At 38.9% G+C, this 26,407-nt stretch carries 28 protein-coding genes; 6 read left to right on the top strand and 22 right to left on the bottom strand.

Annotation, left to right across the window (positions count from 1 at the left end):
• Window positions 1–125 precede the first annotated feature (125 nt).
• On the top strand, window positions 126–1,247 hold the full coding sequence (locus tag ACXAEY_RS05180) for a DEAD/DEAH box helicase (RefSeq protein WP_474810780.1): 1,122 nt from the start codon (window positions 126–128) through the stop codon (window positions 1,245–1,247).
• A 47-nt stretch (window positions 1,248–1,294) separates the two neighbouring features.
• On the opposite strand, the gene ACXAEY_RS05175 is transcribed toward ACXAEY_RS05180, so the two are convergent.
• Both ACXAEY_RS05175 and ACXAEY_RS05170 read right to left on the bottom strand, forming a co-directional pair.
• Window positions 1,295–2,080: a TIGR00266 family protein gene (locus tag ACXAEY_RS05175; protein ID WP_474810779.1), complete on the bottom strand. Its 786-nt coding sequence runs from the start codon at window positions 2,078–2,080 to the stop codon at window positions 1,295–1,297.
• Window positions 2,081–2,210: 130 nt separating this feature from the next.
• Window positions 2,211–2,597 (bottom strand): response regulator, encoded by a 387-nt coding sequence (locus tag ACXAEY_RS05170; protein ID WP_474810778.1) that lies wholly within the window; start codon window positions 2,595–2,597, stop codon window positions 2,211–2,213.
• 280 nt (window positions 2,598–2,877) lie between these two features.
• Here ACXAEY_RS05170 and ACXAEY_RS05165 point away from each other — a divergent pair, with 280 nt between their 5' ends.
• Window positions 2,878–3,006, top strand: a complete 129-nt coding sequence (locus tag ACXAEY_RS05165) for a hypothetical protein (protein ID WP_474810777.1) — start codon at window positions 2,878–2,880, stop codon at window positions 3,004–3,006.
• 70 nt (window positions 3,007–3,076) lie between these two features.
• On the opposite strand, the gene ACXAEY_RS05160 is transcribed toward ACXAEY_RS05165, so the two are convergent.
• From ACXAEY_RS05160 to ACXAEY_RS05130, 7 genes are all read right to left on the bottom strand, one after another.
• Complete coding sequence (locus ACXAEY_RS05160; protein WP_270179705.1) at window positions 3,077–3,550, bottom strand: GNAT family N-acetyltransferase; 474 nt, start codon at window positions 3,548–3,550, stop codon at window positions 3,077–3,079.
• A 153-nt stretch (window positions 3,551–3,703) separates the two neighbouring features.
• Window positions 3,704–4,330 (bottom strand): YtxH domain-containing protein, encoded by a 627-nt coding sequence (locus ACXAEY_RS05155; protein ID WP_270179706.1) that lies wholly within the window; start codon window positions 4,328–4,330, stop codon window positions 3,704–3,706.
• Window positions 4,331–4,332: 2 nt separating this feature from the next.
• A complete protein-coding gene (locus ACXAEY_RS05150; RefSeq protein ID WP_270179707.1) occupies window positions 4,333–4,773 on the bottom strand; it encodes a DUF948 domain-containing protein in 441 nt (146 codons plus the stop codon).
• A gap of 71 nt (window positions 4,774–4,844) precedes the next feature.
• Window positions 4,845–5,405, bottom strand: a complete 561-nt coding sequence (locus tag ACXAEY_RS05145; RefSeq protein WP_474810776.1) for an HD domain-containing protein — start codon at window positions 5,403–5,405, stop codon at window positions 4,845–4,847.
• A 2-nt stretch (window positions 5,406–5,407) separates the two neighbouring features.
• A complete protein-coding gene (locus tag ACXAEY_RS05140) occupies window positions 5,408–6,571 on the bottom strand; it encodes a DUF418 domain-containing protein (RefSeq protein ID WP_474810775.1) in 1,164 nt (387 codons plus the stop codon).
• 29 nt (window positions 6,572–6,600) lie between these two features.
• Complete coding sequence (locus tag ACXAEY_RS05135; RefSeq protein WP_474810774.1) at window positions 6,601–7,896, bottom strand: DUF2254 domain-containing protein; 1,296 nt, start codon at window positions 7,894–7,896, stop codon at window positions 6,601–6,603.
• Window positions 7,897–7,935: 39 nt separating this feature from the next.
• Entirely contained in the window at window positions 7,936–8,496 is a 561-nt protein-coding gene (locus ACXAEY_RS05130; protein ID WP_474810773.1) for a methyltransferase family protein, read from the bottom strand.
• A 440-nt stretch (window positions 8,497–8,936) separates the two neighbouring features.
• Here ACXAEY_RS05130 and proB point away from each other — a divergent pair, with 440 nt between their 5' ends.
• The 3 genes from proB (at window position 8,937) to ACXAEY_RS05115 (ending at window position 12,672) form a co-directional block, all read left to right on the top strand.
• The gene (gene proB, locus ACXAEY_RS05125; protein WP_224880073.1) at window positions 8,937–10,079 is read left to right on the top strand and encodes a glutamate 5-kinase; all 1,143 of its coding nucleotides are present in this window, start codon (window positions 8,937–8,939) and stop codon (window positions 10,077–10,079) included.
• A 52-nt stretch (window positions 10,080–10,131) separates the two neighbouring features.
• A complete protein-coding gene (locus tag ACXAEY_RS05120) occupies window positions 10,132–11,400 on the top strand; it encodes a glutamate-5-semialdehyde dehydrogenase (RefSeq protein WP_474810772.1) in 1,269 nt (422 codons plus the stop codon).
• 159 nt (window positions 11,401–11,559) lie between these two features.
• Window positions 11,560–12,672, top strand: a complete 1,113-nt coding sequence (locus tag ACXAEY_RS05115; RefSeq protein WP_474810771.1) for an oxidoreductase — start codon at window positions 11,560–11,562, stop codon at window positions 12,670–12,672.
• A gap of 33 nt (window positions 12,673–12,705) precedes the next feature.
• Here the strand turns inward: ACXAEY_RS05115 and ACXAEY_RS05110 are convergent, their stop codons facing one another.
• The 6 genes from ACXAEY_RS05110 to ACXAEY_RS05085 form a co-directional block, all read right to left on the bottom strand.
• Window positions 12,706–13,944, bottom strand: coding sequence for a PP2C family protein-serine/threonine phosphatase (locus tag ACXAEY_RS05110; RefSeq protein WP_474810770.1), 1,239 nt, complete (start codon window positions 13,942–13,944; stop codon window positions 12,706–12,708).
• A complete protein-coding gene (locus ACXAEY_RS05105) occupies window positions 13,944–14,789 on the bottom strand; it encodes an alpha/beta fold hydrolase (RefSeq protein ID WP_474810769.1) in 846 nt (281 codons plus the stop codon). Before ACXAEY_RS05105 ends, ACXAEY_RS05110 begins: the two co-directional genes overlap by 1 nt.
• Before the next feature lie 436 nt (window positions 14,790–15,225).
• Window positions 15,226–15,720: an LURP-one-related/scramblase family protein gene (locus ACXAEY_RS05100; protein WP_474810768.1), complete on the bottom strand. Its 495-nt coding sequence runs from the start codon at window positions 15,718–15,720 to the stop codon at window positions 15,226–15,228.
• A 206-nt stretch (window positions 15,721–15,926) separates the two neighbouring features.
• Complete coding sequence (locus ACXAEY_RS05095; RefSeq protein WP_474810766.1) at window positions 15,927–16,736, bottom strand: protein phosphatase 2C domain-containing protein; 810 nt, start codon at window positions 16,734–16,736, stop codon at window positions 15,927–15,929.
• Between the two features lie 178 nt (window positions 16,737–16,914).
• On the bottom strand, window positions 16,915–17,742 hold the full coding sequence (locus ACXAEY_RS05090) for an STAS domain-containing protein (protein WP_270179717.1): 828 nt from the start codon (window positions 17,740–17,742) through the stop codon (window positions 16,915–16,917).
• A 252-nt stretch (window positions 17,743–17,994) separates the two neighbouring features.
• Window positions 17,995–18,462: a DUF4306 domain-containing protein gene (locus tag ACXAEY_RS05085; RefSeq protein ID WP_474810765.1), complete on the bottom strand. Its 468-nt coding sequence runs from the start codon at window positions 18,460–18,462 to the stop codon at window positions 17,995–17,997.
• A 549-nt stretch (window positions 18,463–19,011) separates the two neighbouring features.
• On the opposite strand from ACXAEY_RS05085, the gene ACXAEY_RS05080 reads away from it, so the two are divergent.
• Entirely contained in the window at window positions 19,012–20,214 is a 1,203-nt protein-coding gene (locus ACXAEY_RS05080) for an iron-containing alcohol dehydrogenase (RefSeq protein ID WP_474810764.1), read from the top strand.
• Between the two features lie 159 nt (window positions 20,215–20,373).
• Here the strand turns inward: ACXAEY_RS05080 and chrA are convergent, their stop codons facing one another.
• From chrA to fabG, 7 genes are all read right to left on the bottom strand, one after another.
• Window positions 20,374–21,567, bottom strand: a complete 1,194-nt coding sequence (gene chrA, locus ACXAEY_RS05075) for a chromate efflux transporter (protein ID WP_474810763.1) — start codon at window positions 21,565–21,567, stop codon at window positions 20,374–20,376.
• Window positions 21,568–21,582: 15 nt separating this feature from the next.
• Window positions 21,583–21,888 carry a PadR family transcriptional regulator gene (locus ACXAEY_RS05070; RefSeq protein ID WP_270179722.1) on the bottom strand — a complete coding sequence of 102 codons (306 nt, stop codon included), beginning with the start codon at window positions 21,886–21,888 and terminating at the stop codon, window positions 21,583–21,585.
• 218 nt (window positions 21,889–22,106) lie between these two features.
• Window positions 22,107–22,544, bottom strand: coding sequence for a hypothetical protein (locus tag ACXAEY_RS05065; RefSeq protein ID WP_474810762.1), 438 nt, complete (start codon window positions 22,542–22,544; stop codon window positions 22,107–22,109).
• A gap of 143 nt (window positions 22,545–22,687) precedes the next feature.
• Window positions 22,688–23,338 carry a YczE/YyaS/YitT family protein gene (locus ACXAEY_RS05060; RefSeq protein WP_270179724.1) on the bottom strand — a complete coding sequence of 217 codons (651 nt, stop codon included), beginning with the start codon at window positions 23,336–23,338 and terminating at the stop codon, window positions 22,688–22,690.
• A 152-nt stretch (window positions 23,339–23,490) separates the two neighbouring features.
• Entirely contained in the window at window positions 23,491–24,045 is a 555-nt protein-coding gene (locus tag ACXAEY_RS05055; RefSeq protein ID WP_474810761.1) for a hypothetical protein, read from the bottom strand.
• Between the two features lie 85 nt (window positions 24,046–24,130).
• Window positions 24,131–25,630, bottom strand: coding sequence for a class I adenylate-forming enzyme family protein (locus ACXAEY_RS05050; RefSeq protein WP_474810760.1), 1,500 nt, complete (start codon window positions 25,628–25,630; stop codon window positions 24,131–24,133).
• A gap of 35 nt (window positions 25,631–25,665) precedes the next feature.
• A complete protein-coding gene (gene fabG, locus ACXAEY_RS05045; RefSeq protein WP_474810759.1) occupies window positions 25,666–26,406 on the bottom strand; it encodes a 3-oxoacyl-ACP reductase FabG in 741 nt (246 codons plus the stop codon).
• Between the last annotated feature and the right edge of the window lies 1 nt (window position 26,407).

Here is a 26,407-nt window from a genome sequence, read left to right as displayed (position 1 = left end):
CTCAGAAGCCCTCCTTACTATTCATGACGTTAGTATTGGGTAAATAAAGCGTACATATGCGAAGGATACTGAGATGGACAATATATGTTAAAATAAGTTCACTTGATAATAAAAGGAGTATCCATATGACTATGTTCGAACAACACCCATTTCTCTTGAATAACTGGAAAGAAGCTGGGTTTGACCAACTATCACCTGTTCAAGAACAAGCAATGCCTCGTATTCTGAATGGTGAGGATCTACTTGTTGAAGCACCAACCGGAACAGGAAAAACGTTAGCCTACCTTCTACCTGTTATTCAGGAATTACAAAGTGATATCACACACACTCAAGCAATTATACTTGCCCCAACCCGTGAACTTGCGATGCAAGTATTCGGTGTAGCTCAAAAGTTTCTAGAAGGTAGTGGTATGAGCGCTGCCTCAATGATTGGAGGAGCTGCAATAAAGCGCCAAGTTGAAAAGTTGAAGAAGCATCCAAAACTAATTGTAGGTACACCTAACCGCGTAGCGGAATTAATCGACATGAAGAAACTCAAAATGCATGAAGTGAAGACCATCGTATGCGACGAAGCCGACCAAGTGCTTCACCCATCCACAATGGATGACGTTTCGTTTATCTGTCAGTCCGCGAAGCGTGATTGCCAATTGCTTTTCTTCTCAGCAACCCTATCTGAAAAAGTAACGCAGCAAGCCAAGAAGCTATCTGAAAATGCATCTCATCTCACCATCAAAGCATCAAAAGAAGAGAAAGAAGCTGTAGCACATAGCTACTATGTTACAAATCGACGTGAGAAGCCTGAATTACTACGAAAACTTTCTAAGAAAGATGGTGTTAAGGCGCTTGCGTTTGTTAACAATAGTAAATTCCTATTGCGCCTTAAAGAGATCCTTGCTACGAAGAAAATTTCCTTTGATGTTTTGGACAGCTCTACAAACAAAACGGAACGAAAAAACGTGTTGAATAAATTCCGTAAAGGAGAGATTCAACTGTTAATTACAACAGACCTTGGTGCTCGTGGTCTTGATATCGAGAACATCACACACGTGTTTCATTATGATTTACCAGAGGATTCAAGAACGTACGTACACCGTTCAGGTCGTACTGGAAGAATGGGTAACGAAGGTCATGTTGTTACTCTCCTGCTTCCTGGTGAAGAAAAATATCTTGAGAAGATCAAAAATAAGCTAGGTCTTGAAGTAACTAGAAAGAATGAGTCTCAGAAAAAGAAAGTTAAACGTAAATAAAACAAAGCTGGCAATAGGGTCACCCTATTGCCAGCTTTTCTTTTATCTCAATCACCATTGAACATATCGAACAAGCCTTTTGCCATGCTTCCTTCTCCTTTTGCTCCACCTGCTTGTGGCATAGCAGCGAAAACACGGCTTGCTAATCGGCTGAATGGAAGGGATTGCACCCAAACTGTTCCTGGACCTTTCAACGTTGCAAAGAACAATCCTTCTCCTCCAAACAGAGCTGTTTTCACACCTTTAACAAACTCAATATTGTAATCAACTTCTTCTGTCATCGCAACAAGACAACCGGTATCCAGACGCAATACTTCACCTGCTTTAAGCTCTTTTTTATGAATAGTGCCTCCCGCATGAACAAAAGCCATCCCATTCCCTTCAAGTTTCTGCATGATAAAGCCTTCTCCACCAAAGAAACCGGCTCCGATTTTCTTTTGGAATTCTATACCTACTGACACTCCTTTAGCAGCAGCTAAAAAAGCGTCTTTTTGACAGATCACCTTTCCATTCAGTTCACTCAAGTCCATAGGAATGATTTTTCCTGGATAAGGAGAAGCAAACGACGCATGTTTCTTCTCGGTTCCCTGATTTGTGAAGGCTGTCATGAAGAGACTTTCTCCAGTCAATACTCGCTTCCCTGCACTGAACAACTTACCCATCATTCCACGTTGCCCACTTCCATCACCAAAAATCGTTTCCATCTCGATTTCATCTTCCATCATCATCAAACTACCCGCTTCTGCAATAACCGTTTCACCGGGGTCAAGCTCTACCTCTACAAACTGCATATCATCACCGTATAACGTAAAATCAATTTCATGATCGTTCATGCTCATTCTCCCCCTTCTTATCATTAACAACTAATACGGCACATCAAGGTAAAGGTTTCGAAAAAATACCTAGACAAATCTTCACAAGCAAAAAAAAGACCTGCTTTGAAATAGCAGGTCTTCTTACATATTATTTAGATGACGTCATTTTTTTAGGATTTTCTTGAAGGACCCTTTTAACTGTTCGACATACTTCCTCGATATCGAATGGTTTAGCAAAGTGTGTGATTGCACCTAGATTCATGAATTCTTCTACGAGCTGAAGCTCACCGTAAGCTGTCATAAAGATAACCCGAACGTCTTCGTCCAACTTCTTTAGAGACTTAAATACTTCTAACCCATCCATCCCAGGCATCTTCAAATCTAATAAAATCAGATCAGGATCTTCTTGCTTCACTAACTCAATCGCTGTAATGCCATTTGGTGCCTGCAGCGCTATGAAGCCTTCCTTCCTAAAAAGCTCACTTAACAAAATACGAATTCCATACTGGTCATCAACAATCAGAATTTTATTCATTCGTATGCCACCTCTGCTATTTAATCTCACGTCTTGTCCTTCGTTATCACTATTGTGCACTAAAATTAGAATCCTGGAAATAACTTCGTCGAAACTAGTCATAAGACTACATTTCTCGCACTTTTTCGCCCTTCAGACGTTCCTTATTAAGAATTCGTGTGATGATATAAAAGTATAACCGTCTTTTTTACCATTTTATTACTTTATCAGTCATTCTAGTTTTATTTACGATACCAGGGGGTATTGCCTACTAACATATAATAGGAGGTAATATGAGATCATGATTGGTCCTTCGAAACAGCACATTAAGGAAATTGAAAACAAAGCAAAACAAGATCAAGAAGAAGCAATTAAAGCTCGTAATGTTGTGTCAAAAGCTACTCGAGTAAATTCTATACATCCATCATAAAAAGCAGGTATCTACCTGCTTTTTTAGCTGTGAAAAACTATCTAGTTTCACCTCGTTAAGAACGCTCGCGTTAATCCTCTTTTATCATCGTAATGAACTCTGCATAGTCAGTAGTGAATGCGTCTTTCTTTTTGAACCCTAATTTCTCGTATAAATGAATAGCTCTATTGTTAAATGTTGCGACCGACAACCTAATCGGCATTCTGACATACTGTTCTTTTATATAGTTCATGATGATTGTACAAAACTCATATCCATTCCCTTGTCCAGTATAATTAGGATCCATTCCAAAACCGATATCTATAAAATTATCAGGATATACACCATAGGTATGCCCAACCGGAATTTGAGCTGTTTCACCTGAACATAAGAAACCTACTACTTTGTTATTTTCATCAACTAGTAATCGATAGGAACCATCTAGTCGTTCGTTTATTTCTTCTTCATTTACTTCGTTATTATAAAAATCATAAGGCGGTTCGTATACCCAACTTAGTGTTCGTTTAGCTCCTTCAATGTCCATCTTCTTGATCGTTAAATTCATCGTATCCATCCAATCTATGTATAATTCGCCTTTCTTCCTGAAAAACTTCTTCATTCTTATACGTTACCATAACGATTGAGTTAGACATCTTAATCAAATAGAAAAAATAAAAATCACACCTGCGAACCAGGTGTGATTGTTTATATCAATCATTTATTTACGATATGTTCGTTCGAGTTCAAGCTTTGCTGCTTCATCCAAAGTTTCTGGAGAATCAGGATCTCTCTCGAGCGTTCGTTCAACATCTTGTTGAATCACATCATCCATCGTTTCAGCACCTGACGTTTCGACGATCATCTTTTCGACATCGTGATCTACCATTGCTGAGACTGGGACTTCTGTTTCATCGAGTTCGGAAGCTTTTCTCTTCGTGTATCCGTTAGGGACAATGGCTTCTTCTTTCTTAGCAGCCTCACTATTCTTCTTTCGACTTTTCACTTTATCGACAAGATCATTGGATTTTGTTTTAACAGACTGAGCGAATGTAGTCGACTTTTCTTTCACATTCCCAGTTACCTCAACGCTTTTGTCTTTTGCCTTGGTAACCCCTTCACTAATATCAGTACGAAGTTCCTTCCCTGACTTAGGAGCTAAAAGTACACCCGCAGCAGCGCCGACAACTGTTCCAGCAAGAGCAGCAATTGCTGGCCCTTTCTTCTGAATATCCTGTTTTTTAGGAGACTTATTGATTCGAATCACTTCTCTTTCACCAGAGTCTTGACCTTGTGGGGCAGGTTCGTGTTTCACATCGACTTTGTGTTCAGAATCCGTTTTCTTCATGATTAACCATCCTCCTTAACAGATTGAGTGTACGACTTCTTAAGACGATACTGTTCCCATAATCCTAAGATAGTACTACCCCAATTCGCTACTTTAACCGTGTTTCCCTGCTTTGATTCTACACCTTTTTCAAAAGAATGACTGATTTTTGCAAAAGAGTTGTTGAGTTTCTTCAAAGATTCACCAGTATCCTTCACAGCATCGAACGCTGGACTGAACTTTGCTGCATTTTCTTGAATTTCGTCAGTCAAAACATTCGTTTTATGGAGCAGAATAGTCGTTTCTTTCGTTAACCCATCAATCTGACCTTGCACAGAATCAATCGTCTCAGCAGTTTTAGAAAGGGTAGCATTCGTAGATTTCAATACTTTAATCAGAAAAATACTTAAGATAGCAAAAGCTAGCGCTATGACTGCAACTGCCAAATAGAGAATAATTTCCATATAGAGCCTCCTACCAACTGAATTTGGGTATGGTTACCATTACCCTTGAATAAGAAAGCTAATCACATAATTTATGATTCTTTCATAAAGACCTTATCGATGGTTTCTTCTAATTCCTTAAACAACTCCCATTCTCGTTGTTCGTCAGTTAGGTTTGCTAGCAAGCTCGCTAGGACAGATCTATAATACCAACCCTGCTTCTCTCTGCCCCTGCTAAACTTCTCCCAAACGAGGTCCCCATCGTTTTGTAACTCGATGAGGATGGTTCGCAAATTGTGTAGTTTATCAGCACAAGCAATTTGCTTAATCTCAAAAGAAGCACCTTCTAAATAATCGATCGTATGCTTTTTACGTTCTTCCCACACCATGCTTTTCTCTGGTTCAGAACATCCTTCAACTAACCTTGCAATTTCAACACCGAATGCTTCTTCGAGTTCTGAATAAGTCGTCGCCGTATCTTCTAACACATCATGAAGAATAGAAGCAGCGACAACTTCCTCCCTTACTCCATGTTTAAGTAAGTAAAAGCCAACTGTAATAGGATGTGAAACATAAGGAAGGTTTGATTTTTTTCTATACTGTTTATCATGTGCATACGCAGCATATTCAACCGCTTTTTCAATGACCTTCATCGCTACCCCTCATCTCTTTTTATCGAAAATCTTTTTTGATAGGTTACTAGTCTCCAGACCCATTCTAGCGGACCATACTTGAATGAATTCAGCCATATTTTGCTCAGTACGATTTGAACGATATAGATGACTACCAATAGGAGAATACCGGTACTTACTCCAACTTCCCCATAAAAACCCAATCCATAATTATAAAAGATCAGTGTGCAAACGATGGACTGGAACAAATAATTACTTAGTGCAAGTTTTCCTACCCATTCGAAAACGATCATCTTCTTACCTCTCTGGTAGAGCAAAACAAAAAGGGCTACATAAAATAGTGATACAAGAGGGCCTCCGAGCGAATCTTGAAGGTGTAAAAACGCATATGAACTCGTTACATATGGAAGAAACTTTATAACAAACCCAACAGAACCCACCATGAGTAGTTTTTTTATAAGTGGAGAGTTAGCAACATCACTGTTCAGCCATCCCTTTTTCGCAAACCCTGCGCCGAATAAGAAGAAAGGCAAAATCACAAATAATAGAAAGAGTGCGTTCCAGCCCCCGTTCACATAAGCCCAGTCCTCGATTCTTTGTTGCATGATTTCTACTAAACTACCAGATCCATATACTTCGATCGATTGCTGGATCGCAATTGGCTGATGACTCGAAAATTCAACAGCACTTAGTGGTAACATCAATAAAAACAAGAAAATGGCATAGATAAGCCAAAGAACAATTCCGATTTGGAGTAGTCTCGTCCCTCTCAATCGGATAAATAAAAGAAGGACTAAACCGCATAAACTGTATGTAAATAAAATATCACCATGCCAAATAAGAGTGAAATGAATGACTCCTAACAACATTAAGAACAGGAGGCGTCTTAGCATCAATGGATAAAATGCAGCACTTCTCTCCAGTACACGACTTCGGAATAGAATGAAGCCGTACCCGAACAAAAATGAAAAAAGTGGGTAAAAGCTTGCTTGAGCGAAGAAATCAACAAAGATCATAGACCATTGATTAAGCTGATTTCCCCAATAATTAAGGTTGTCGATATAGATATAGGGAGAGTGAAAATCAATCATATTCACTAAAAAAATGCCCAACAGTGCAAATCCCCTCATCGCATCTATTGAATGGATCCTCTCGCTTCCCGAAACGGGTGCTAGTTCTTTCCCCATATTTTCATCCTTTCTAGCGCTCTTCTCTATCACTTCTTACAAATCTCTGTTAAATAGTCTGAGGTAGTTGTTATCAATTCTTTATCTAGCTCAGGATATTGTTCGAAATCGATTCCTTCCATAATATAAGCATGAAATTTACGTATATCACTTTTGATTTCTTCTCTTTGTCCTTCAGCTGTTAAGATCAACGCTTCGAGAACACCGTTTATAACCGAAACATCACCTTTGCCATAATGTCTTATTAAATAAAAGGACTTATAGAGATAGTGAAAAAAAGATTTTGGAGAGGTCATAACCCGCAAATTTCTATTTGAATCAAAAAAGACTTCTTTCGGTCGATATACTTCACCTATACGATGTAAGATCGATCCAAGACGATTAGTACAGTTGATTGCAGTATGAGGATCATTAACAGAAGGAGAAATTGCTCGTAATGAGATTTCAACAAGTTTTTGAATTGAAAACTCAAGATCTTGAGTGTTGATCCGCTCTGAACCGATTTTTATTACATTTAATACAGTATTCTTTTTAAAAGTATCATTACCATTCACCCATACCGTCCCAAGTAAAGAGCCTCGTCTCACATATTGACCTACTACGGCATTCAACCTAATGATGAGGTCATCTTGTTTTGACTGTTCAACAAGATTTTCATATTGAATCTGTTGGATGTACCCCATTTTCTCACTATAGATCGGAATGCCATCACCTTCTCTAAGTTCAAGCTTCTCCCAACCATCCCAATCCTCGAACTTCTCTCCTGCAATCAATTCTTCTTTCGTATCGAGCAATGCCAACGTTTCTCTTGTGATTTTCTCGATCAAGTTGCTAACTTGTACAAAAGAAGAAGAGTGATGAATAAATAAAACAAAGAACAATAAGCAAACAACAGCGATCACTACCGTTAGAACTGGGGATAACAAGAGCCTTTCGTCTTTCCCTGTCAAGAACAGCATGTTGAACAAAGCAAAAACAAAGCCAGCCACGAAAATACCTAGTACATGTTGAGTGAAACGATCAGATATAAAATCCTGCAGTGTTCTAGGTGAAAACTGTGAAGAATAAGTCGTTAACACAACCATAATAGAAGAAAAAGAAATGGTAGTCATCGTTAAGATCGCAGTAATGAGAGGTCCATACAGGGACTGTGCTATTTTCTCAGAAGCTAAGAATAGCTTCGAATATGTACCATCAAGCTGTGACATATAAGCGATATCGATCCAAGTACTTATACCAACTACGACTACAGAAAGAATTCCGTAAATAACGGGTAAAAACCAAAAGCTGTTACGTAATTTAATCATTGTTTTAGAGTCATTCATCAGGTACCTCTTTCTACGGTTATTGGTATGAATAAACCGTTAATATATATAAGGGATCAGACGATTACGTGTTCTCCCCCACTCCTCATACCCTATTCCAATCGACTTTGATAATAGCTCTTCTTCAATTTTTATCCGGTACAACAATGACGGTATGAGTAACAACAACGCTACGAACACACCGATCCACACTCCCATATAGATGGGAAAACCAATCGTAATCAATAATAATCCAGTATAAAGCGGATGTCTTAGTTTACGATAAGGACCTGAGCTGACTAACTCAAGCTCCTCTTCAACGATTACATCTCTAGAAAAAAACTGTCCAAGCTCTCTAATTCCCCAGTACCGTAGTAATATACCTCCTCCGTAAATTACTATTCCAATACTTTTTGACCAAGCGGACTCTTCAAAATTAAATAAGTTTAAACCACTAAAAATAACCGTCAAAAGAATCGTTGATAACGTCATGATGAGGATTAGTCGGAACGATTTCTTCTCAATATTCGTCGGTTTGTTTTGGTCCTTTCCACGCTTTAATACGAATTCCCCAATCCAAAAAGCGGTCAAAATGAAAAAGATTATTTCCCATACATTCATTTCCTCAGCCCCCTTTTCTAGACTTGTTATAAGCAGTATACCAGAGTTTGAAGGGTACAAATGAACCAAAGGTTTATAAATGTATAATTCCGGGAATTTATACACCTGAGTAAATGTAAGCCCTTACATTAAGCAAAATTGGAGGGATGCTTATATACACCTTTCCGCATAATTTGGGGTTATTTGGTAATTAGTCGTCGCGGATAGTAGTTATATATAAGGTTGTGACAGCGTCTCATCTTCTAAGAGAATATAAGAGGAGATTAGAACGTCTATCGTCCATTTTCTTAGTTATTCTCCATTTATCCGCACTATTTGGGAAGCTGGTATTGTAAGGAAATGACGGTTTGTTATACTCGAATAGTCGAATTGATCACAGCAAATTGTCCAGTCACAGAAGAAAAAAACACATTTAACGGCAAGTTAATAGGAGTGAAATGATGAATCTAGACGATGGAAAAAAGCGAATCGTAATAAAAATTGGAAGCAGCTCATTAACGAGCAGACTCGGAGACATCAGCCGCAGAAAACTAGAACGATTAGTTGATGACATCGTAATGTTAAAAGATGAAGGACACGAAGTACTTCTCGTATCTTCAGGTGCAGTAGCTGCTGGCTATCGCAGACTCGGTTGCCTTGAGCGTCCTACATCTCTTTCTGAAAAACAGGCGGCCGCGTCGATTGGCCAGGGACTATTAATGGAAGCTTACTCAGAGCGTTTCATCTCCCATGGCTATACAGCTTCACAGATCTTGATTACGAGAAGTGACTTTTCCGATCGAAAAAGATATAACAACGCACGCAATACCATCAATGTATTGTTAGAACGCGGTATTGTACCGATCGTAAATGAAAATGACACAGTAACAGTTGAACGATTGAAGTTTGGTGATAACGATACGCTATCAGCTAAAGTTGGTGCTTTAGTCGATGCAGATCAACTTATTATCCTTTCAGATATAGATGGACTGTTCAGTGACGACCCAAGAAAGAACCCAGACGCTGAACTTCTTGAGCATGTTACAGAAATCACACCTGAAATCGAAGAATCTGCTGGAGAGCCATCGAGCTCTGTTGGAACAGGTGGAATGAGATCTAAGATCGATGCTGTGAAAATTGCTATGGCTTCAGGAACAAATTCATTCCTTGGTAATGCTTCAACGAAAGGCATTATTTATAACGCTGTTCAAGAAACAGCAAGAGGAACTTATTTCGAACCAGAGGGCGACGCAGAGCTTGACAATAAGAAGCAATGGATCGCATTTAACTCAGGCCCTGAAGGTGAAGTAATCGTTACAGACAAAGCAAGAGATGAAATTTCAGATCAAGAACGAAGCCTACAGCCTATTGGCGTTCATTATGTACACGGTCACTTTAAGCCTGGTGCAGTCGTTAAGGTAACGGACATGGATGGCGAAGAAATCGGTCTTGGTGTGACAAACTACTCTTCTAAACACCTTAAGATGATTAAGGGTCTCACATCTGATGAGATTTCAGAATTGATCGATGTATCTGTAAAAGAAGCTGTTCATATCAATGATTTTGTATCACAAGATCAGCTTGCAATTCCACTAGGCTCATAAAAGATAACTTGAACAACCAACACGAGAACATTAATTTCACAGGAGGCGTTTGATGACTACTCTAAATACAACGGTAGAAGTAAATGTAAAAGAACAGGCGAAGCTAGCACAGAAAGCTTCTAAAAAGCTTTCGCTGCTTACGACGGAAGAGAAAAACGAAGCGCTCAACATTATTGCGGACGTGCTTGAACAAAATACGGATTATATCCTACAAGAGAATAATAAAGACCTTGAACGAGGGAAAGAAAAAGAATTTACAGATGCATTTATGGATCGCTTACGCTTAACGGAAGACCGTGTGAAAGATTTTGCGAACGGACTTCGTGAAGTAGCACAGCTTGAGGATCCTGTTGGTGAAGTACTTTCTGACTGGAATTTAGATAACGGTATGCAAGTCGAACAAGTTCGCGTACCTCTTGGTGTAATCGGCATGATTTATGAAGCTCGCCCAAACGTAACGGTCGATGCAACTGGACTTGCTCTTAAGTCAGGAAATGCGATTGTTCTAAAAGGCGGCTCTAACGCGCTGAACTCAAACAAAGGTATCGTAAAAGTTATTCATGATGCGCTGCCTAAAACGAAGATCCCTGTTGAAGCAGTACAACTAATCGCTACAACAGATCGTAAAGCGACTAGCGAACTATTTACGATGAAAGAGCATATCGATGTATTGATCCCACGTGGCGGTGGTGCGTTGATCAATACGGTAGTAAACAATGCTACTGTACCTGTGCTTGAAACAGGTGTTGGTAACTGCCACATCTATTTCGATAAGCACGCTGACGCTGAAAAAGCGATCAACATCTTGATCAATGCAAAAACAGACCGCCCAGCTGTGTGTAACGCTGCTGAAACGCTTATCGTGCACAAAGAATGGTTAAATGAAAACAAAGATCTTCTTGCGAAAGCTCTTAAAGATAACAATGTTAAGATTCACGGGGACGAGCACATCGTGAATACGTTTGAAGATGCAGTACTTGCTGATGAAGACGATTGGAGCAATGAGTACCTTGGACTTGAAATCGCAATTAAATCAGTAGATAGTACGCAAGAAGCGATCGATCATATTGAAACTTACGGAACTAAACACTCAGAAGCCATCATCACAGAAGATAAAGAATCAGCTTCCCTTTTCCGTAACCTTGTTGATGCAGCTGCAGTCTATCACAATGCATCTACTCGTTTTACAGATGGATCAGCTCTTGGTTTCGGTGCAGAGATCGGAATTTCAACACAAAAACTTCATGCAAGAGGACCAATGGGTCTACCAGCACTTACAACGATTAAGTATTGCATGACAGGAACAGGTCAAATTCGATAAACCTTTAAGCAAAGATAACTCCTTAACAAGGGGTTATCTTTTTTTGTGTATGAACTTAGAAGAGATGAACAGCCTACTGATGTGAGCATATGTTTCGAGAAAATAACGAACTCCATTTATAATGAATTAAGATATCTTTAATTCGAAAGGATGAAAGAAATGAATTACGAAAATCTATATACTGAACAAAACCTTGGGAAACTTCATCTATCGAACAGATTCATTGTCGCTCCAATGACAAGAATTACTGCAACTGATGATGGTAGCGCAACGAATAAAATGCGTGATTACTATGAACGATATGCTAAAGGTGGATTTGGTGCAATCATTACAGAAGGAATTTATACAGACCAGCTCTACAGTCAAGGGTATTTAAACCAGCCTGGTCTCACGAACGACAACCATGTGAACGCTTGGAAAGAGATTGTGGATACAGTGCATAACCATGATACAGCGATCATTGCCCAGCTTATGCACGCTGGTGGACAAAGCCAGGGGAATGTTTACACAAATACTACTGTAGCTCCTTCAGACATCGCTCCTAAAGGAGAGCAACTTGGTTTTTACGGTGGTTCAGGTCCCTTTGAAAAACCAAAATCGCTTACGAAAGAAGATATTGTGCAGATTCGTGAATCTTTCGTTCAATCTGCTCGCTATGCTGAGGAAGCTGGATTTGATGGAGTAGAAATTCACGGGGCGAACGGCTATCTTCTTGATCAGTTTTTAACTGATTATACAAACCACCGCACGGATGAATATGGCGGTTCATTAGAAAACCGTTTGAAACTAATAACAGAAGTAATCAAAGATGTGAAAGAAGCTGTAAGTGAAGATTTCACTGTAGGTATTCGTATTTCTCAAATAAAAGTTGCGGATCCTGCTTATAAATGGCCAGATGGAGAAAGCTCAGCTCAACTGATCTTCTCTACCCTAAACGAGACTGATCTTGACTACATCCACGTTACTGATGGTAATGCTGTTCAACCAGCTTTCGGTGAAGGAACGAAAACCTTAACTGCTGCAGCGAAAGCTTTCTCTGACCTTCCGATCATCGCAAATGGCCAGCTTGGTGATCCAGAAAAGGCGAGCAAACTGATCGCAGAGAAAGACGCGGACTTTGTGAGTCTAGGTACTAGCGCACTTGCAAATCCAGATTACCCTAACCGTTTGGCTAAAGGTGAAGAATTAAAGTTATTTGACTTTGAAAGCACGCTTCTGCCTATTGCCTATATTAAAGACCATGAGATCGAAATGGATTTAGTCAAAGCCTAACAACAGTTCCTCTCCTTTTTGGAGGGGAATTTTTTATCTACTTTTGTGACCAGCTTCATTCGTTACTCCGTCCTTCAAGTCGATCAAAAGAAAACATTTATCATCGTGTTGTTCATTTATCGATTTTTCTTGTATTAACTGTAAGAATTTCTCTTTCAATATAATTAAAGGAACAGTAGGATACCTTTTCAATATAGTGGTAAGATAGTGTGAATCATAAGGATCGATCACGCCATCCGTATAGAGAAGAATTCGATCCCCTTTCTCATAATTGAAAGTCTCATAATCAAAGTTCATGTTTGGAAACGTTCCAATCGGGGGACATGTAGATGAGAGTTCATATTGTTCAACTGTATTATGCTGCCAGACTGCAGGAGGATGTCCTGCATTTATATAGTTGACCGTTTGATTAAAGGTATCGATCAACAGATAAATCGCTGTACAATAATGCCATGTTTCCTCGTTATTGTGAAATAGCCCATGCAGATGAGTATCTAATTCTTTCATTAATAAATCAGGAGGAACTCCTTTCGAAATCAACCTTTGAAAGACAGATTGAAGAGACATCGTAATGAGTGAGGAAGAAATCCCGTGGCCCATTACATCGAGTATAATTACTCCATATTGATGAGGATTAATTTGATAGAATCCATACATATCACCTGACAGGTCACTAGAAGCTTCATAATAAGATTCAATCTGTATAAAATCATTCTCAATAGGACTAGTTAGCGAAGCCTCCTGGATTATTTTCGCAAGGTGCAACTCTTTCTTCGTTTCTGTTTTGAACGTCTGATTTTCATCGTTAAGATGAATCAACTCATCTTGCTTTCTTTCTAGCTCCCTCAGAGTAATTTCTAGCTTTTCATTCGTCTTTCGTTTTTCTACCAAAGCCGTCTCTGCTTTTTTTCGTGCAATCAACAACTCATTTTCATATTCGTCTCTTTTGTGCATTGGCACAAGTACACAGTCAATTTCGTTCGTTTCTTTTCTTATCACTGCATTGATGAGAACGGGAACCTCTCCACCATCTAAAGATTTAAGAGAAATGTACATTTCTTCAACAGGTTTGCCCGCTTTAATAATAGGAACAAAATAAAATTGATAAAAAACTCGGGCAGGGATTGTTAAGATGCAATTCACATTCTCACCCTTCAACTTTTCTCTCTTATACCCAAGAAGCTGAAGTAAGGTTTGATTTATAGCTAATATTGTTCCTTCATTTGAGAGTGTAAGAAATCCACATGGTGCATAATTAAAGCGATCTTCCATCAGGGTAGTTCACCAATTTGATTGAGTTCAGAAATCTTTCCAGACTTCTCCATCAGGTATTCACGAATGTAGTGAGTGGTTTCTTCAGGATAACTCATATGTGGACAATGGCCAGTTGCCTTCATGAGCTTATAAGTACTTGCAGAAAGTTGTCCGTGCAGATATTCTCCAACTTGCACTGGGGCAATAATGTCTTCTGAACATTGGAGAATAAGAGAAGGAACCTTTACATTCGGTAAATCTTTTCGATTATCAGTAAAAAAGGTAGCTTGGGCAAATTGCAGAGCGATGATTGGGTCTGTCGAACAAAAGCGAGATTCGAGATCTCGAGCAAGTTCAGGGCGATCGGTGTTACTCATAGCAGTCACCGCAAAAGCATTGGCCCATCCTATATAATTTTTTTCCATCAATTCTATTAAACCTAGCAGCTCTTCCATCTCAAACCCACCATAGTAAGGTGGATCATTTAAATAACAAGGTGATGGCCCTACCATAATAAGTTCGGAAAAATACTCAGGATGTTTTAATGAAGCAAGCATACCGATCGTCCCCCCTACCGAATGCCCAACAAAGATCGCATCCCTTAAATCTAGTGCAGCACAAACATCGAGGACATCTTGAGCGTAGCCTTCCAAAGTGCTATACCTCGTCTCATCATAGGCACCTATATCAGAATTTCCTGATCCAACGTAATCAAAAAGTATAACTTTATACTCTTTTTCAAAAGATTCCGCTACTTGCTTCCACACATTCTGGTCACAACCAAACCCTGGGGCAAAGAGCATGGGAATCTTTCCTTGTCCATAAATATTCACATTGTTACGTGACAGGATACTCTCATTCATCATAAAGGCTCCTCTCTCGTATTTTATTTAAGTAACAAAACATTCACGCGCAGTAAATGAAAAGGTATTACCTAAAAAAGTATTCAATACATCTATAGACTTTCCCTTCTTTCAGTTAATAGTTTTGTAACTAAACTTTTATAGACTGAAGGAAACTAAGTACCAAAAGACGCATGCTCATACATGCGCCCTTCTTACCTATATTGAAGAGATGTGAACGAACGATATCTCTGATGACAGAGGCAACTTCATCATGTTTTATGATGAATAGATGATCCGCTTCACTATCTTCTGAATCTACTACATCATCATTTTAATATGAAAGTCCATATACTCTTCCTATAGTCGAAGAATAAGTTTGGAAATCGAGTGTTTCAGTGTATTTGCACCACTGTTCAGTTGACGTTTTTCGTAGTATGTAATAATCTTATGCTTTTTAAATCGATGCTCCTGAAGCAGCTGCTTGATCTGCCTTCACACAATCGATCGCTACAACGAGTGCAATCATAATGGTTTCCATCTCTCCATCTATTACTTTAACCTTGTAGCTATCACCCCAAGTGAACCATTCTTTGCTCACTTCTCCTATGATTTCACCATGTCGTAAAACGTGAAAGTCCATATTCCACCAATCACCTTGGACGTCAATACCTCCCGAGTCAATCGAATATCGTGACTTTAAAAAGGACAATTCCTTTTTAATTGTTACTACCTCTTGCCCATACACCTCTACTAAGAACTTTGGTAGAAAGCTGAACACTTCTTTTGTAATGAGTGCTACTTCATCCCTTTCAGTATTCATAATGGAGAAAGTTTTTGGAACTTGCATAAAACTTCCCTCCACGTAATAAACATCCCTCTCCTGTTGATCTTTTACTGTAAATTCCCCTCCAAGACTGAATACCTTCTGTTTAATATAAAGCTGACTCATACATATGCCTCCCAATACTTGACCTTTTACAATACTTACGTTTGAGATTGGGAGTGGTTCCAAAATTTTGTATTGATTCTAAGTAAAGCTCTAAAGCGTATCCTTTCACTCACTACGATTAGTCTTTTTATTAACCTGTGAATTCATAAGTAAGAGAGCTCCTCCTATTAAAGAATGAGCTCTCGTTATCTACAAGATAAAGGTGTTCACAGATCACTTGGATTTGTTACTTCATCAGTAATCTTTACATCCCAAGAAATAATGGTTGTACTATCTCTAACATGATTCTTCTTGATGACTTCCAATAATCTTGTCATTCCCTCATCAACCTGTGAATCGCTCATCATATCATAAATATTTTTAGGAACAGAGAATGGTTCGTTAGGGCATTCAAGCAGACCGTCAGTTGTTAAGAATATACGATTTACACCTTTTCTTAATTCTCTTACACCGCTACTATAACAAGGAATAACTTGATCAAATGTATTAACCTGGCCAATCCACTCATAAAATTGACGTTGGTTTAGTTGATACTGACCAAGACGAGCAAGTTCAGGATGAAACACAAACGAAAGGCAATCACCGATTGAAAACCACCATACATACTTTTCTTTTCTTAAAACGATCAAACAGGCTGTTTCACCTTGCACGTTTTTACAATCCTTTAGAAACGTTTCCTCTTGGAATAGATTTAGCATTGTATCATGTAGCCTTTTCATAGTTTGTTCGGATGGAAGCGATAAAATCTGCTGTAGTTCTGCCTTCCACTTCAAAAATTGCTCTACTACTAATTCTGCACTTTCGGCTGAATTATGCGCATCTAAAATGACAGTAAACTCCCACCCAGCTTCTTTATCTACCCAGATCAAACAACCATCTTCGTTCTTATACTGACCTGCTTCAGAATTTCCACCAAAACGCCCTAAGGATATGTGCTCAATACTACTAACAGTAATGTTATCTACAAAATTAGACTGACTTCCAACCCAACTAAATTCACGAATGATATTTTCCAATTTAATGACTCTCCATATAGGATTTTTATTGATTACAACGAATTAACTACATTAACGTAAAAATTAAACAAGCATGATTTTTTGCTCCACTAGTGCTTGAAGACTACCATTTCAACCTCTTGGAAAAGTAGGATTACATAAGAATTCGCCTGTATCAAATCAGACCTTAAAGCTACCATTAAGCAGTAAAATATTGTCTCAATGCCTGCTGTAAAGTTCCTAATGTTTTAATTTCCTCATTTAACTTAATCCCAAGCTCTGTTATTTTCATTACAACTAGCTTTCTTAATCCGGTTATAACAGTGGTACATCCCATCAGTGAAGCTCCATCAACAATTTGAACCAAACGGTAAATATCATCACGATTGATATCAGCAATTCCAGATAAGTCCATAATCAATGTGTGGATACGCATCTCGCTTATTGCAGTTAATACTTTCTCCTCAAGGATTTCGGTTCGCTGCGCATCCATTGTTCCGATTAAAGGGAGAATGCTTACTGAATCGTTGATCGGAATGATTGGCACTGATAGATTTTCAACTTGTTCCTTTTGTGCCCTTATAAGTGAATCTTTGTATTCTGTATAACTAATAAAGAAGGAATTCAGAAAATGGTCCACTCGGTTGTTTATTTGTTTCTCCATTTCAAAAAAATGAATGCCAGTATCATTACGTTCTAATTCCGTATACTTTTGAAAATACACCCATAATGTTCGTCGTATTGCTTGCACCCATTCTAATTTAAACGAGATCGCAAGAGAATGCGTTGCCCAGGCAATTCCTTCTTTTACCGCAAAAGCATGAAGATCCTGATCATTTTGCTCAATGATATAAACAACGAGTGTGTGAGCATTTGAAACAAGGTCAATATTGCCTACTCTAAGTATTTCATTAATTTTATCTTTAACATTAACCGCTTCTTGGAGTAGCGTTTCTGTGAAGGATTGACTGTTTGCTTCAAAGAAATCTAGGAATTGAAATGAATCTTTATATGTGAGCGCTTGCATTTAGCATCTCCTCCTCGATTAATTTTGATTTCCAAAAGAGGAAGCGATGTATGAATGTTGAGATGTTTACTCCTGCTGTTTACCTTCCTCTCCTTAATGAGTAGCACCTTTTGTTAAACTAGAATCTTTTTAATAGAACCTGATTAAGCCAAAAGGTTTACCTGTGAAATACACTTATTCTTATATTTTCGATACAGATAAAAAATTCCCTCTAACTAATTCTTTTGAACTAGTTTCTAACCAAAGTTGCAATTAGGCCATTGAGACATAATTTACTCTCACCCTTAGAATAACTGCAATAAAAAAGTTTAAGATTCCAGTCACGACAAAAAACCATGTAAACAAGTTAAGCCCCATTGTTGGCGATTCAACGATTAACAGACTCAACACTAATAAACTTCCACCTAGAGCACTATGAAAGATTACCAATAAATTCATATTAGATCGGAGTAAATTCCAAGCGATTACTATCAATAAGTAAAGAAGACTTATAGTAAATAGTAATGGAAACACTGGTTTAAATTTAGCAGCATAAATAAAATGATCTAAACCTGAAATATCATTTTCCACTGTTACTTTGCCATTCATTATTTTCGAAAAAATTGCTGAATAACCCCATTCCCATGGCTTATCCCTAAGTTCGCTACCTTCATACCACGTTACAAAACCAGAAAAGAAAACCATAAAAACTGAGAAAATGTACTGTATAATGTAGACCATAAACACTTTACCTCCCTATTTAAAACAAACTTGTTAGTTTTTCATCATAGATCAACCGTTCTCTTGTTAAACGAATATAGAGGGATTAATGTTTACTTAGAAGTGCAGGAAAAATTCAGTTAGGATCTATCTTCTTTCTTTGAATAAATCCTTAAAAGTCGCTATGAGCAATGTAAGAAGTAATACTGGATGATTCCCTTCAAAGGACTTCTAACGAACTGCTGATTACGATCGTTCATAAATAAACAAGCTCACCAAAAACAAAAGTGCGGCAATCAAGCTTACAACATCAGATTTCACCAACTTCTTCAATGCAAAAACCCCTTATATTTTATAAGTAAACTGCCATGTACTAAACTTACTCTATTAAATACCTAAGCTACCGTTCAGTATCTCATCTATCGTATTAATTGGCTCAAGTATGAAAAAGACCAATAGTTTCGTTTATTCTTCAACTACAGCAGTAATTCTCAGATATCTCTAAAAGAATTCTATTATAAGAAGAAAGAGCTAAAATCAAAAGGAAAACAATGAAGAGGGGTTTTTCAAATGATAAAACTTTATGCTCGTAGTTATCAACGAGTTCTTCGAATCCTATCACCTGCTATGCCCTGGCGAGTACCGGATCTATTAGAAGGAGAAGATAGTGTACTTGACCTTCCTCCTAAGTTAACAGAAAAAGGGGTTAAAAATGTACTCATTGTAACGGATGCTGGAATTACAAAAATTGGTTTGATGGAGCCTCTACTACAAAAGTTGAATGAAGCAGGCATTCTTTATACAATCTATGACAAAACCGTCCCAAATCCAACGATAGAAAATGTGGAAGAAGCACGCGAAGTTTATGAAATTAAAGGATGTGAAGGCATAATTGCCTTTGGTGGTGGTTCTCCTATTGATTGTGCAAAAGCCATTGCTGCGCGTATTTCACGTCCAAATAAGTCAGTCACACAACTTAAAGGCGTCCTTAAAGTACGAAAGAAAATTCCTCCATTATATGCAGTACCAACGACTTCAGGTACAGGTAGTGAAGGAACGTTAGCGGCTGTCATCTCAAATAAAAAAACACAAGAGAAGTTTGCGATTAATGATCATTCCCTCATTCCACACGTAGCCGTGTTAGATCCGCTGTTAACGATTGGACTGCCAAAACATATAACATCTATGACTGGGATGGATGCATTGACGCACGCTGTTGAAGCGTATATTGGGAAAAGTACAACAGCTGAAACGCGTAGCTATTGCACAAAAGCAGTGAAGCTGATTTTCGAGAATTTATATGAAGCGTACGAGAATGGAAGCAATGTAGAAGCACGTAAACAAATGCAGCAAGCATCTTATTTTGCTGGCCTCGCATTTACGCGCTCTTATGTAGGGTATGTTCACTCCATCGCACATACGCTAAGTGGATTTTACGATGTACCACATGGATTAGCTAACGCAGTCATTATGCCACATGTGCTTAGATATTATGGAGAAGCAGTGCAACATTCGTTAGCAGAGCTTGCAGATGTAGTCGGAATCGGTAAAGGAGAATCCTTACAGCGAAAAGCCAACTTGTTTATTGAAGCGATTGAAGAAATGAATGCGAAGATGGATATTCCGAATAAAATTGAGGGAATTCTAGATCAAGATTTTCCTAAAATGATAAAGCATGCACAAGCTGAAACAATTCCTTTATACCCTGTACCAAAACTTTTGAAGAACGATGAGTTATTTTATCTTTATCAAGCTATCCAGGGTACTCCATAAATAAAAGGAAACGAGAGACTTATAGAAAATAGATAATATAAACACAAAAAGGGAGACTAACAGTAGTTCATTCATTCTGTTTTCCTCCTTCATCAATATATACCCCTATAAAGATAAACGCCCTCACTAAAAAGATGAGGGCTCGACTTTTTGATCTATTTAGAAACCTAATAAATTCAGAATAACTCCTCCAACTACACCTAAAATAACGATAAGCCACGCTGGCACTTTCCAAATCGTTAACAAAGCAAATAGGATAGCACCTAAAGCAAAATCAGAACCGTCAAAGATGGAACTTTCAATGACTGGATCATAGAAAGCCGCCAATAGAATCCCTACCACACTGGCGTTAACTCCCATTAATATGCCTTGGAAAGAAGCCCGCTTACGTAATTCACTTAAGAACGGTAATGCTCCAATAATAAGTAGAAAAGATGGTAGGAAAATAGCTATGGTAGCGACAACTGCTCCCGTTACCCCTTCCATCATCGTCCCGAGATAACTAGAAAAAGTAAACAATGGGCCCGGAACGGCCTGTGCCATACCATATCCCGCTAAGAACTCATCTGGAGACAGAAGGCCATGAGGGACAAGCTCTCGTTCGATCATAGGCAATACTACATGACCGCCACCAAAGACTAAGGAACCTACTCTGAAGAAGATATCAAAAATATCCAGTAACGGATTGTTAACTGCTTTTGCAAGGATAGGCAGTGAAATAAGAGAAATTGCTAAAACAGTTAACGAAATAATACCTGTCTTCTTCGAGATATTAACGGGGAAAGGCTCAATCTTTGATTCTGCTTTATTTTTAAACAAAGTCAAGCCTACCATTCCAGCTGATAGGATGATGATGATCTGAATCCATGCAGAAGGATACAGCAACATAATGAGGGCAGCAGCAAGTGCAATGGCCATTCTGCTTTTATCTGGTGTAAGTTTTTTACCTAAGCCAATTAGGGCATGTAGGACAACAGCGGCTGCTACTATTTTAAGACTATGAATAAAGCCCGCATCAGCCAAAGTGAAGTTTTGATATAGTAATGCGAAAATGACAAGAACAATAACGGAAGGAAGCGTAAAACCTAAAAAGGAAGTAATTCCACCAAGGATTCCCCCACGTAATATTCCTATAGAAATTCCAACCTGACTACTTGCGGGACCAGGAAGGAATTGACATAACGCGATCAAGTCTGCATAGGTTTTCTCATTTAACCACTTTCGTCGATCGATATATTCATCCTTAAAATAAGCAAGGTGCGCGACCGGCCCACCAAATGAAGTTAATCCTAGTTTTGTAGATGTAAATAAGATTTCTATAAGAGTTTGTATCTTATTCTTCTTTTGACTCAATTCGTTCTCTCCTAATCATTTAATTTCTTTAAAGAGTTCAAAGGCTTTAGCTCGAGCTTCCTGAAGGACAGAATCTCCCTTGTCAGTAATCCGATAGTACTTTCTAATCTTTCCATTCACGTTGACATCTTCCCGATCCAGCAGCAGGTCCTTTTCCATATTGTGCAGGATAGGATATAGGGTGCCAGCACTAATTTCATACCCGTGTTCATGCAGCTCTTCCAACATCCAAGACCCATAAATCGCTTCTTCTTTCGCATGGTGCAAGATATGAATTTGTATGAAGCCTAAGAAAAGTTTTCTCAATACTTTATTATCCAAGTAATACCTCCTCATCAAGAATCCCAATATCGAAAATCGATATTGATTTTCGGAATCATTATAAATCATCCACTTTGAATAAGCAATTTCACCCCTTAGAATTTACACTAACTTAATAAAATCACTTTAAACACACTATCAAAAAGGTTAGACACGAAAAAATCACACCTGTGAATGAGGTGTGATTTCTTAGCTTGATCTTAAATACATTTTTTAACTTATCTAGCCTTCTTATAAACGAATGCGAGAATAAGCGAAAACATAAGATGTGTTCCTAGATTCATCATTTGCCCGGATGTAAACGCCTGTCCGATCATCGTTCCCATTCCCATCATCGCTGGCATTACGAGAAGAGGACCAATAATCCAAATCGCAATACCATGAACAACACCGAGAAGATAGGTTTTCGAAGTGAATACTGCAGCTGCACCAAATCCTAGGGCAAAGACGATACTGATCGCCATGTGAACGATCCAACCCACTGCTACACTCTCACTTCCCATCAATCCTGCGACCATGCCCATACGACCCATCATTTGCATAAGAAGACCGAAAATAATTCCAGCTACAATTCCACCGACCAATGATGCTTTTAATGATTTTGCGAAAGTTGGTCTGACTTCGGAGACAGTTTTAGCCGTTGCTACTTCAGACATTGAACCTCACATCCTTTCATTTGATACTTTTATCATAAAACAATTAGAAATCGATAACTGTAAGCACGATTACAAAAGTAAAGAATATTCAGATTTAACACTATCAAAAAAACTAGAATCCAATTAAGAATTCTAGTTTCATGTTAATGCGATGATTCCTTTACGAATGGTGTTCCTCTATTACTGTCGTATGAAAGGATAGCCGCGAGAAGCCACTTACATTGTGGCAATGCATAGCCGATGACTTTACCCAATAATAGGGCGATCACAATACTTCCAATCCCCACAGGTCCACCTAATGCCCAACCTGCTAATAGGACAGTCACTTCTATTCCATTTCGTACCCAGTCAATTCGCCATCCTGTTTTTTCAACAAGAAGCAGCATGATTCCATCCCTTGGACCGGCACCTAATCCAGACGCAACATAAACTCCAATTCCATAGCCAAGCACAAGTAAACCAATCAAGAAGAATATTGCTTGAGAAAGAAGAGATACAGGATCAGGTAATATGAATAGGAAAAGGTCTATAAAGATACCTAGAAGAAGCATATTGAGTAAAGCGCCTGACTTTGGTAATTTCCTCGTATATAAAGAAGTGAAGCCTAATAGGATGAACCCTGTGATGATGGACCATGTTCCAATCGTTAATCCAAATTGCGTATATAACCCATAATGGAAAACGTCCCATGGACCAATGCCAAAAGCTTTCCCTTTGATCGTCATCGCAATCCCTAACCCAAGAATAGCTAATCCTATAAAGAAAAAGCTCCACCTTATCAATCGCTCACGCATGAGGGTTCCTCCTTTCAATTTCGTTATCAAACTATCAAACCTCACAAACTATATCATAGGAAAGAAAACATAAAAACCACCCGGGAAACTAGGGTTTTTCCATAAAAAAAAAGCAACTCTATGCATGGTAGAGATTACTTTTTAGTAGATAATTATTTTCGATTTATGCGTCGTTTTAGTATGTATAACACAAGTATGATAACGATGAGTGTAGAAATCATCCAGATGATCCAATCGCTGTCTTTCTCGCCCAATGGCTCTTCAACCTTGACTGATGAATTGGCTCCTCCACCTATAGCCAATAGATCTTCCCCTGCTTCAGATAACGATACTGTCCGAGTGCAGAAATTCGTTTCGATGGACCCTTCTCGTTCATATCCGTATACTAAATATCCTTTCCCCTCTTCAAACTCATATCCGCAGCTTGCCGAACTTCTTGCTGTTGAGACGAGTACCCTCGATCGATCGAGATTTTTATACGTTTTTTCTACTTGAAATGAAACTGAAACCGGATCTGCAGTGGACGCCGTAAACAACCCTTTGCTTTCATCAATTCCTTTCACCACTCCAGAAAAAATGACGGTATTAGGGTCTTCCAAAACTTCTTCCACACTGGGCTTTGCACAAGAACATGCAAATGCAGTGTTTTCAGGAACTAGATTCATAAGTAAACCGAGCATCATGATTAAAAACGCTATTTTCTTCACGCTTCTCCTCCTTTCGCTATACGAGTCTATGCAGTCAACCAAAGAAAACGAACCCAATTTGGGTCCGCTTCATATATGTTATTTATCACACGTCCATGTTTGTGACGTTCACTTGATTACAGGCTTGTTGCACGAGCTTAACTCGATCGATCTTACCTACAGACGTTTTAGGCAGCTCTTTTGTCACGTGAATATCCATAGGAACTTTATAGGCAGCGAGTGATTGCTTTAAGAATGCCTTTAGAAGATCGATATCTACTAGTGAATGTGATGAAATATAGGCAACTGATTTTTGTCCCCATTTTTCATCTTCTATGCCTATGACTGCGGCTTCATCGACTGCTGGGTATCGAAGCAAGGCATTCTCGATTTCAACTGGATAGATGTTTTCACCACCTGAAATGATCATTTCTTTTTTTCTGCCAACAATGTAATAATCGCCATCTTGATCCCGCTTCGCCATATCTCCAGTATGAAGCCAACCATTTTGTACCGCTTTTCTCGTAGCATCTTCATTACGAAAATACTCTTTAAACATATGGTTTCCCCTTATAAGTAATTCTCCGACTTCTCCAAAGCCGGCTTCCTCACCTTTTTCAGTAACGATTTTCACTTCGTTAAATAACATCGGTTTTCCAACTGAACCTCTTTTAGCAGCAGAATCTCTTGGATGAATATAAAAGTTGTTAGGACCTGCTTCCGTTAATCCGTAGCCTTCTTTAAACGCGAGTCCCCGCTCAGAAAACTTTTCGTAAATATACTCCGGGCAAGGAGCTCCACCTGACAAGAAGACATCGACTGAATCAAAAGATACACGATCAAATATAGGATCTGTCACGATCATATGGTACATAGTAGGAACAAATAGAACAATCGTGCACTTGAAGTCATGCAATAAGGTTATTGCAGCATCTGGTGAAAACTTGTCTGCAACGATCACGGTGCCTCCTGCCATTAATATCGGGATCGAGAGTGCGTTCAGTCCTCCTGTATGAAACATAGGCAGATAGGTTAACGTCGTTTCTTTTTGCGTTAACCCCCAACTCATCACGGTATTGAATGCATTCCAGTTAACCGACCGATATGATAAGACAGCACCTTTTGACTTTCCTGTGGTTCCACCTGTATAGATCATCATCCACGGGTCATCTTCAGTCACTTCTGTGAGAGATAAGGGGCATATTCCATCCTTTACCATCGCTTGCTCAAATGAGACGCATAGCAGCATATGATCTACACATATCTTTGCAAGTTCATTCGTATGACGATCAAAAATAAGTAGGGAAGGGTCAGAATCCTCGACCAACTCAGCTATTTCCTTATTAGAAAGACGCCAGTTTATTGGAACAATTACCGAGCCAGTTTTTTTACACGCAAATAACAATGCAAACATGTCGAGAGAATTATGAGCGAGCACCAGAACCCGATCACCTTTCCCTACATCGTTCTTTTGTAAAAACGCCGCTAACTGTATAGCTTTATCATTCAACTGCTTATACGTCCATTCTTCACGTGAAACACCATCGATTAACGCGCAATCATTTGGGAATAGATTCGCTCGTCGTTCCATCCAATCCAATTCCACTTCGTTTCATCCCTCCCAACCGTAAGCATGAGACATTACATCATAATACCACCATCTACGTGAAGCGCCGTTCCATTAATGTAATCCGCTTCTTCACTTGCTAGAAACAAATATGCATTTGCGATGTCCTCTGGTTTACCAAGTCGCTTTACAGGCACCATCGCAACCATTTTTTCGATTACTTTCTCTGGCACTGCCGCAACCATAGTTGTTTCAGTAAAGCCCGGAACCACTGCATTCACATTTATGCCTTTGCCACCCAATTCTTTTGCCCATGTCTTGGTCATTCCAACGACAGCTGCTTTTGAAGCAGCATAATTGGTTTGACCAACATTTCCATACACTCCGCTTACGGAAGAGGTATTGATGATCTTTCCCTTTCCCTGTTTTACCATATAAGGCACAGCGGCCTGGGTGCAGTAGAAAACACCATTCACATTAACATCCATCACGTTCTTAAACGCTTCACCGCTCATTTTATGCAGCATACTGTCTTTTGTAATGCCGGCATTATTAATTAAGATATCGATTGTTCCGTTTACCTCAGCGATATCGTTTATCGTCCTTTGTACATCATCTTCCTTTGATACATCAACCTGATAAAACGTAACACGGTATCCTTCAGCTTGTAATTCCTCCGCTTTTTGCTTGCCAATTTCCTCTTGTAAATCTAGCATAGCAACGCGTGCGCCTTCTTTCGCAAAACGTTCTGTCGCAGCTAAACCAATACCGCTCGCTCCTCCTGTAATGACAGCCACCTTATCTTGCAACCTCATA

It is taken from the genome of Anaerobacillus sp. ABA4_114 (assembly GCF_056159065.1).
Note: the sequence above shows the minus strand (reverse complement) of the source record. Positions and strands in the feature narration are given on the sequence as shown.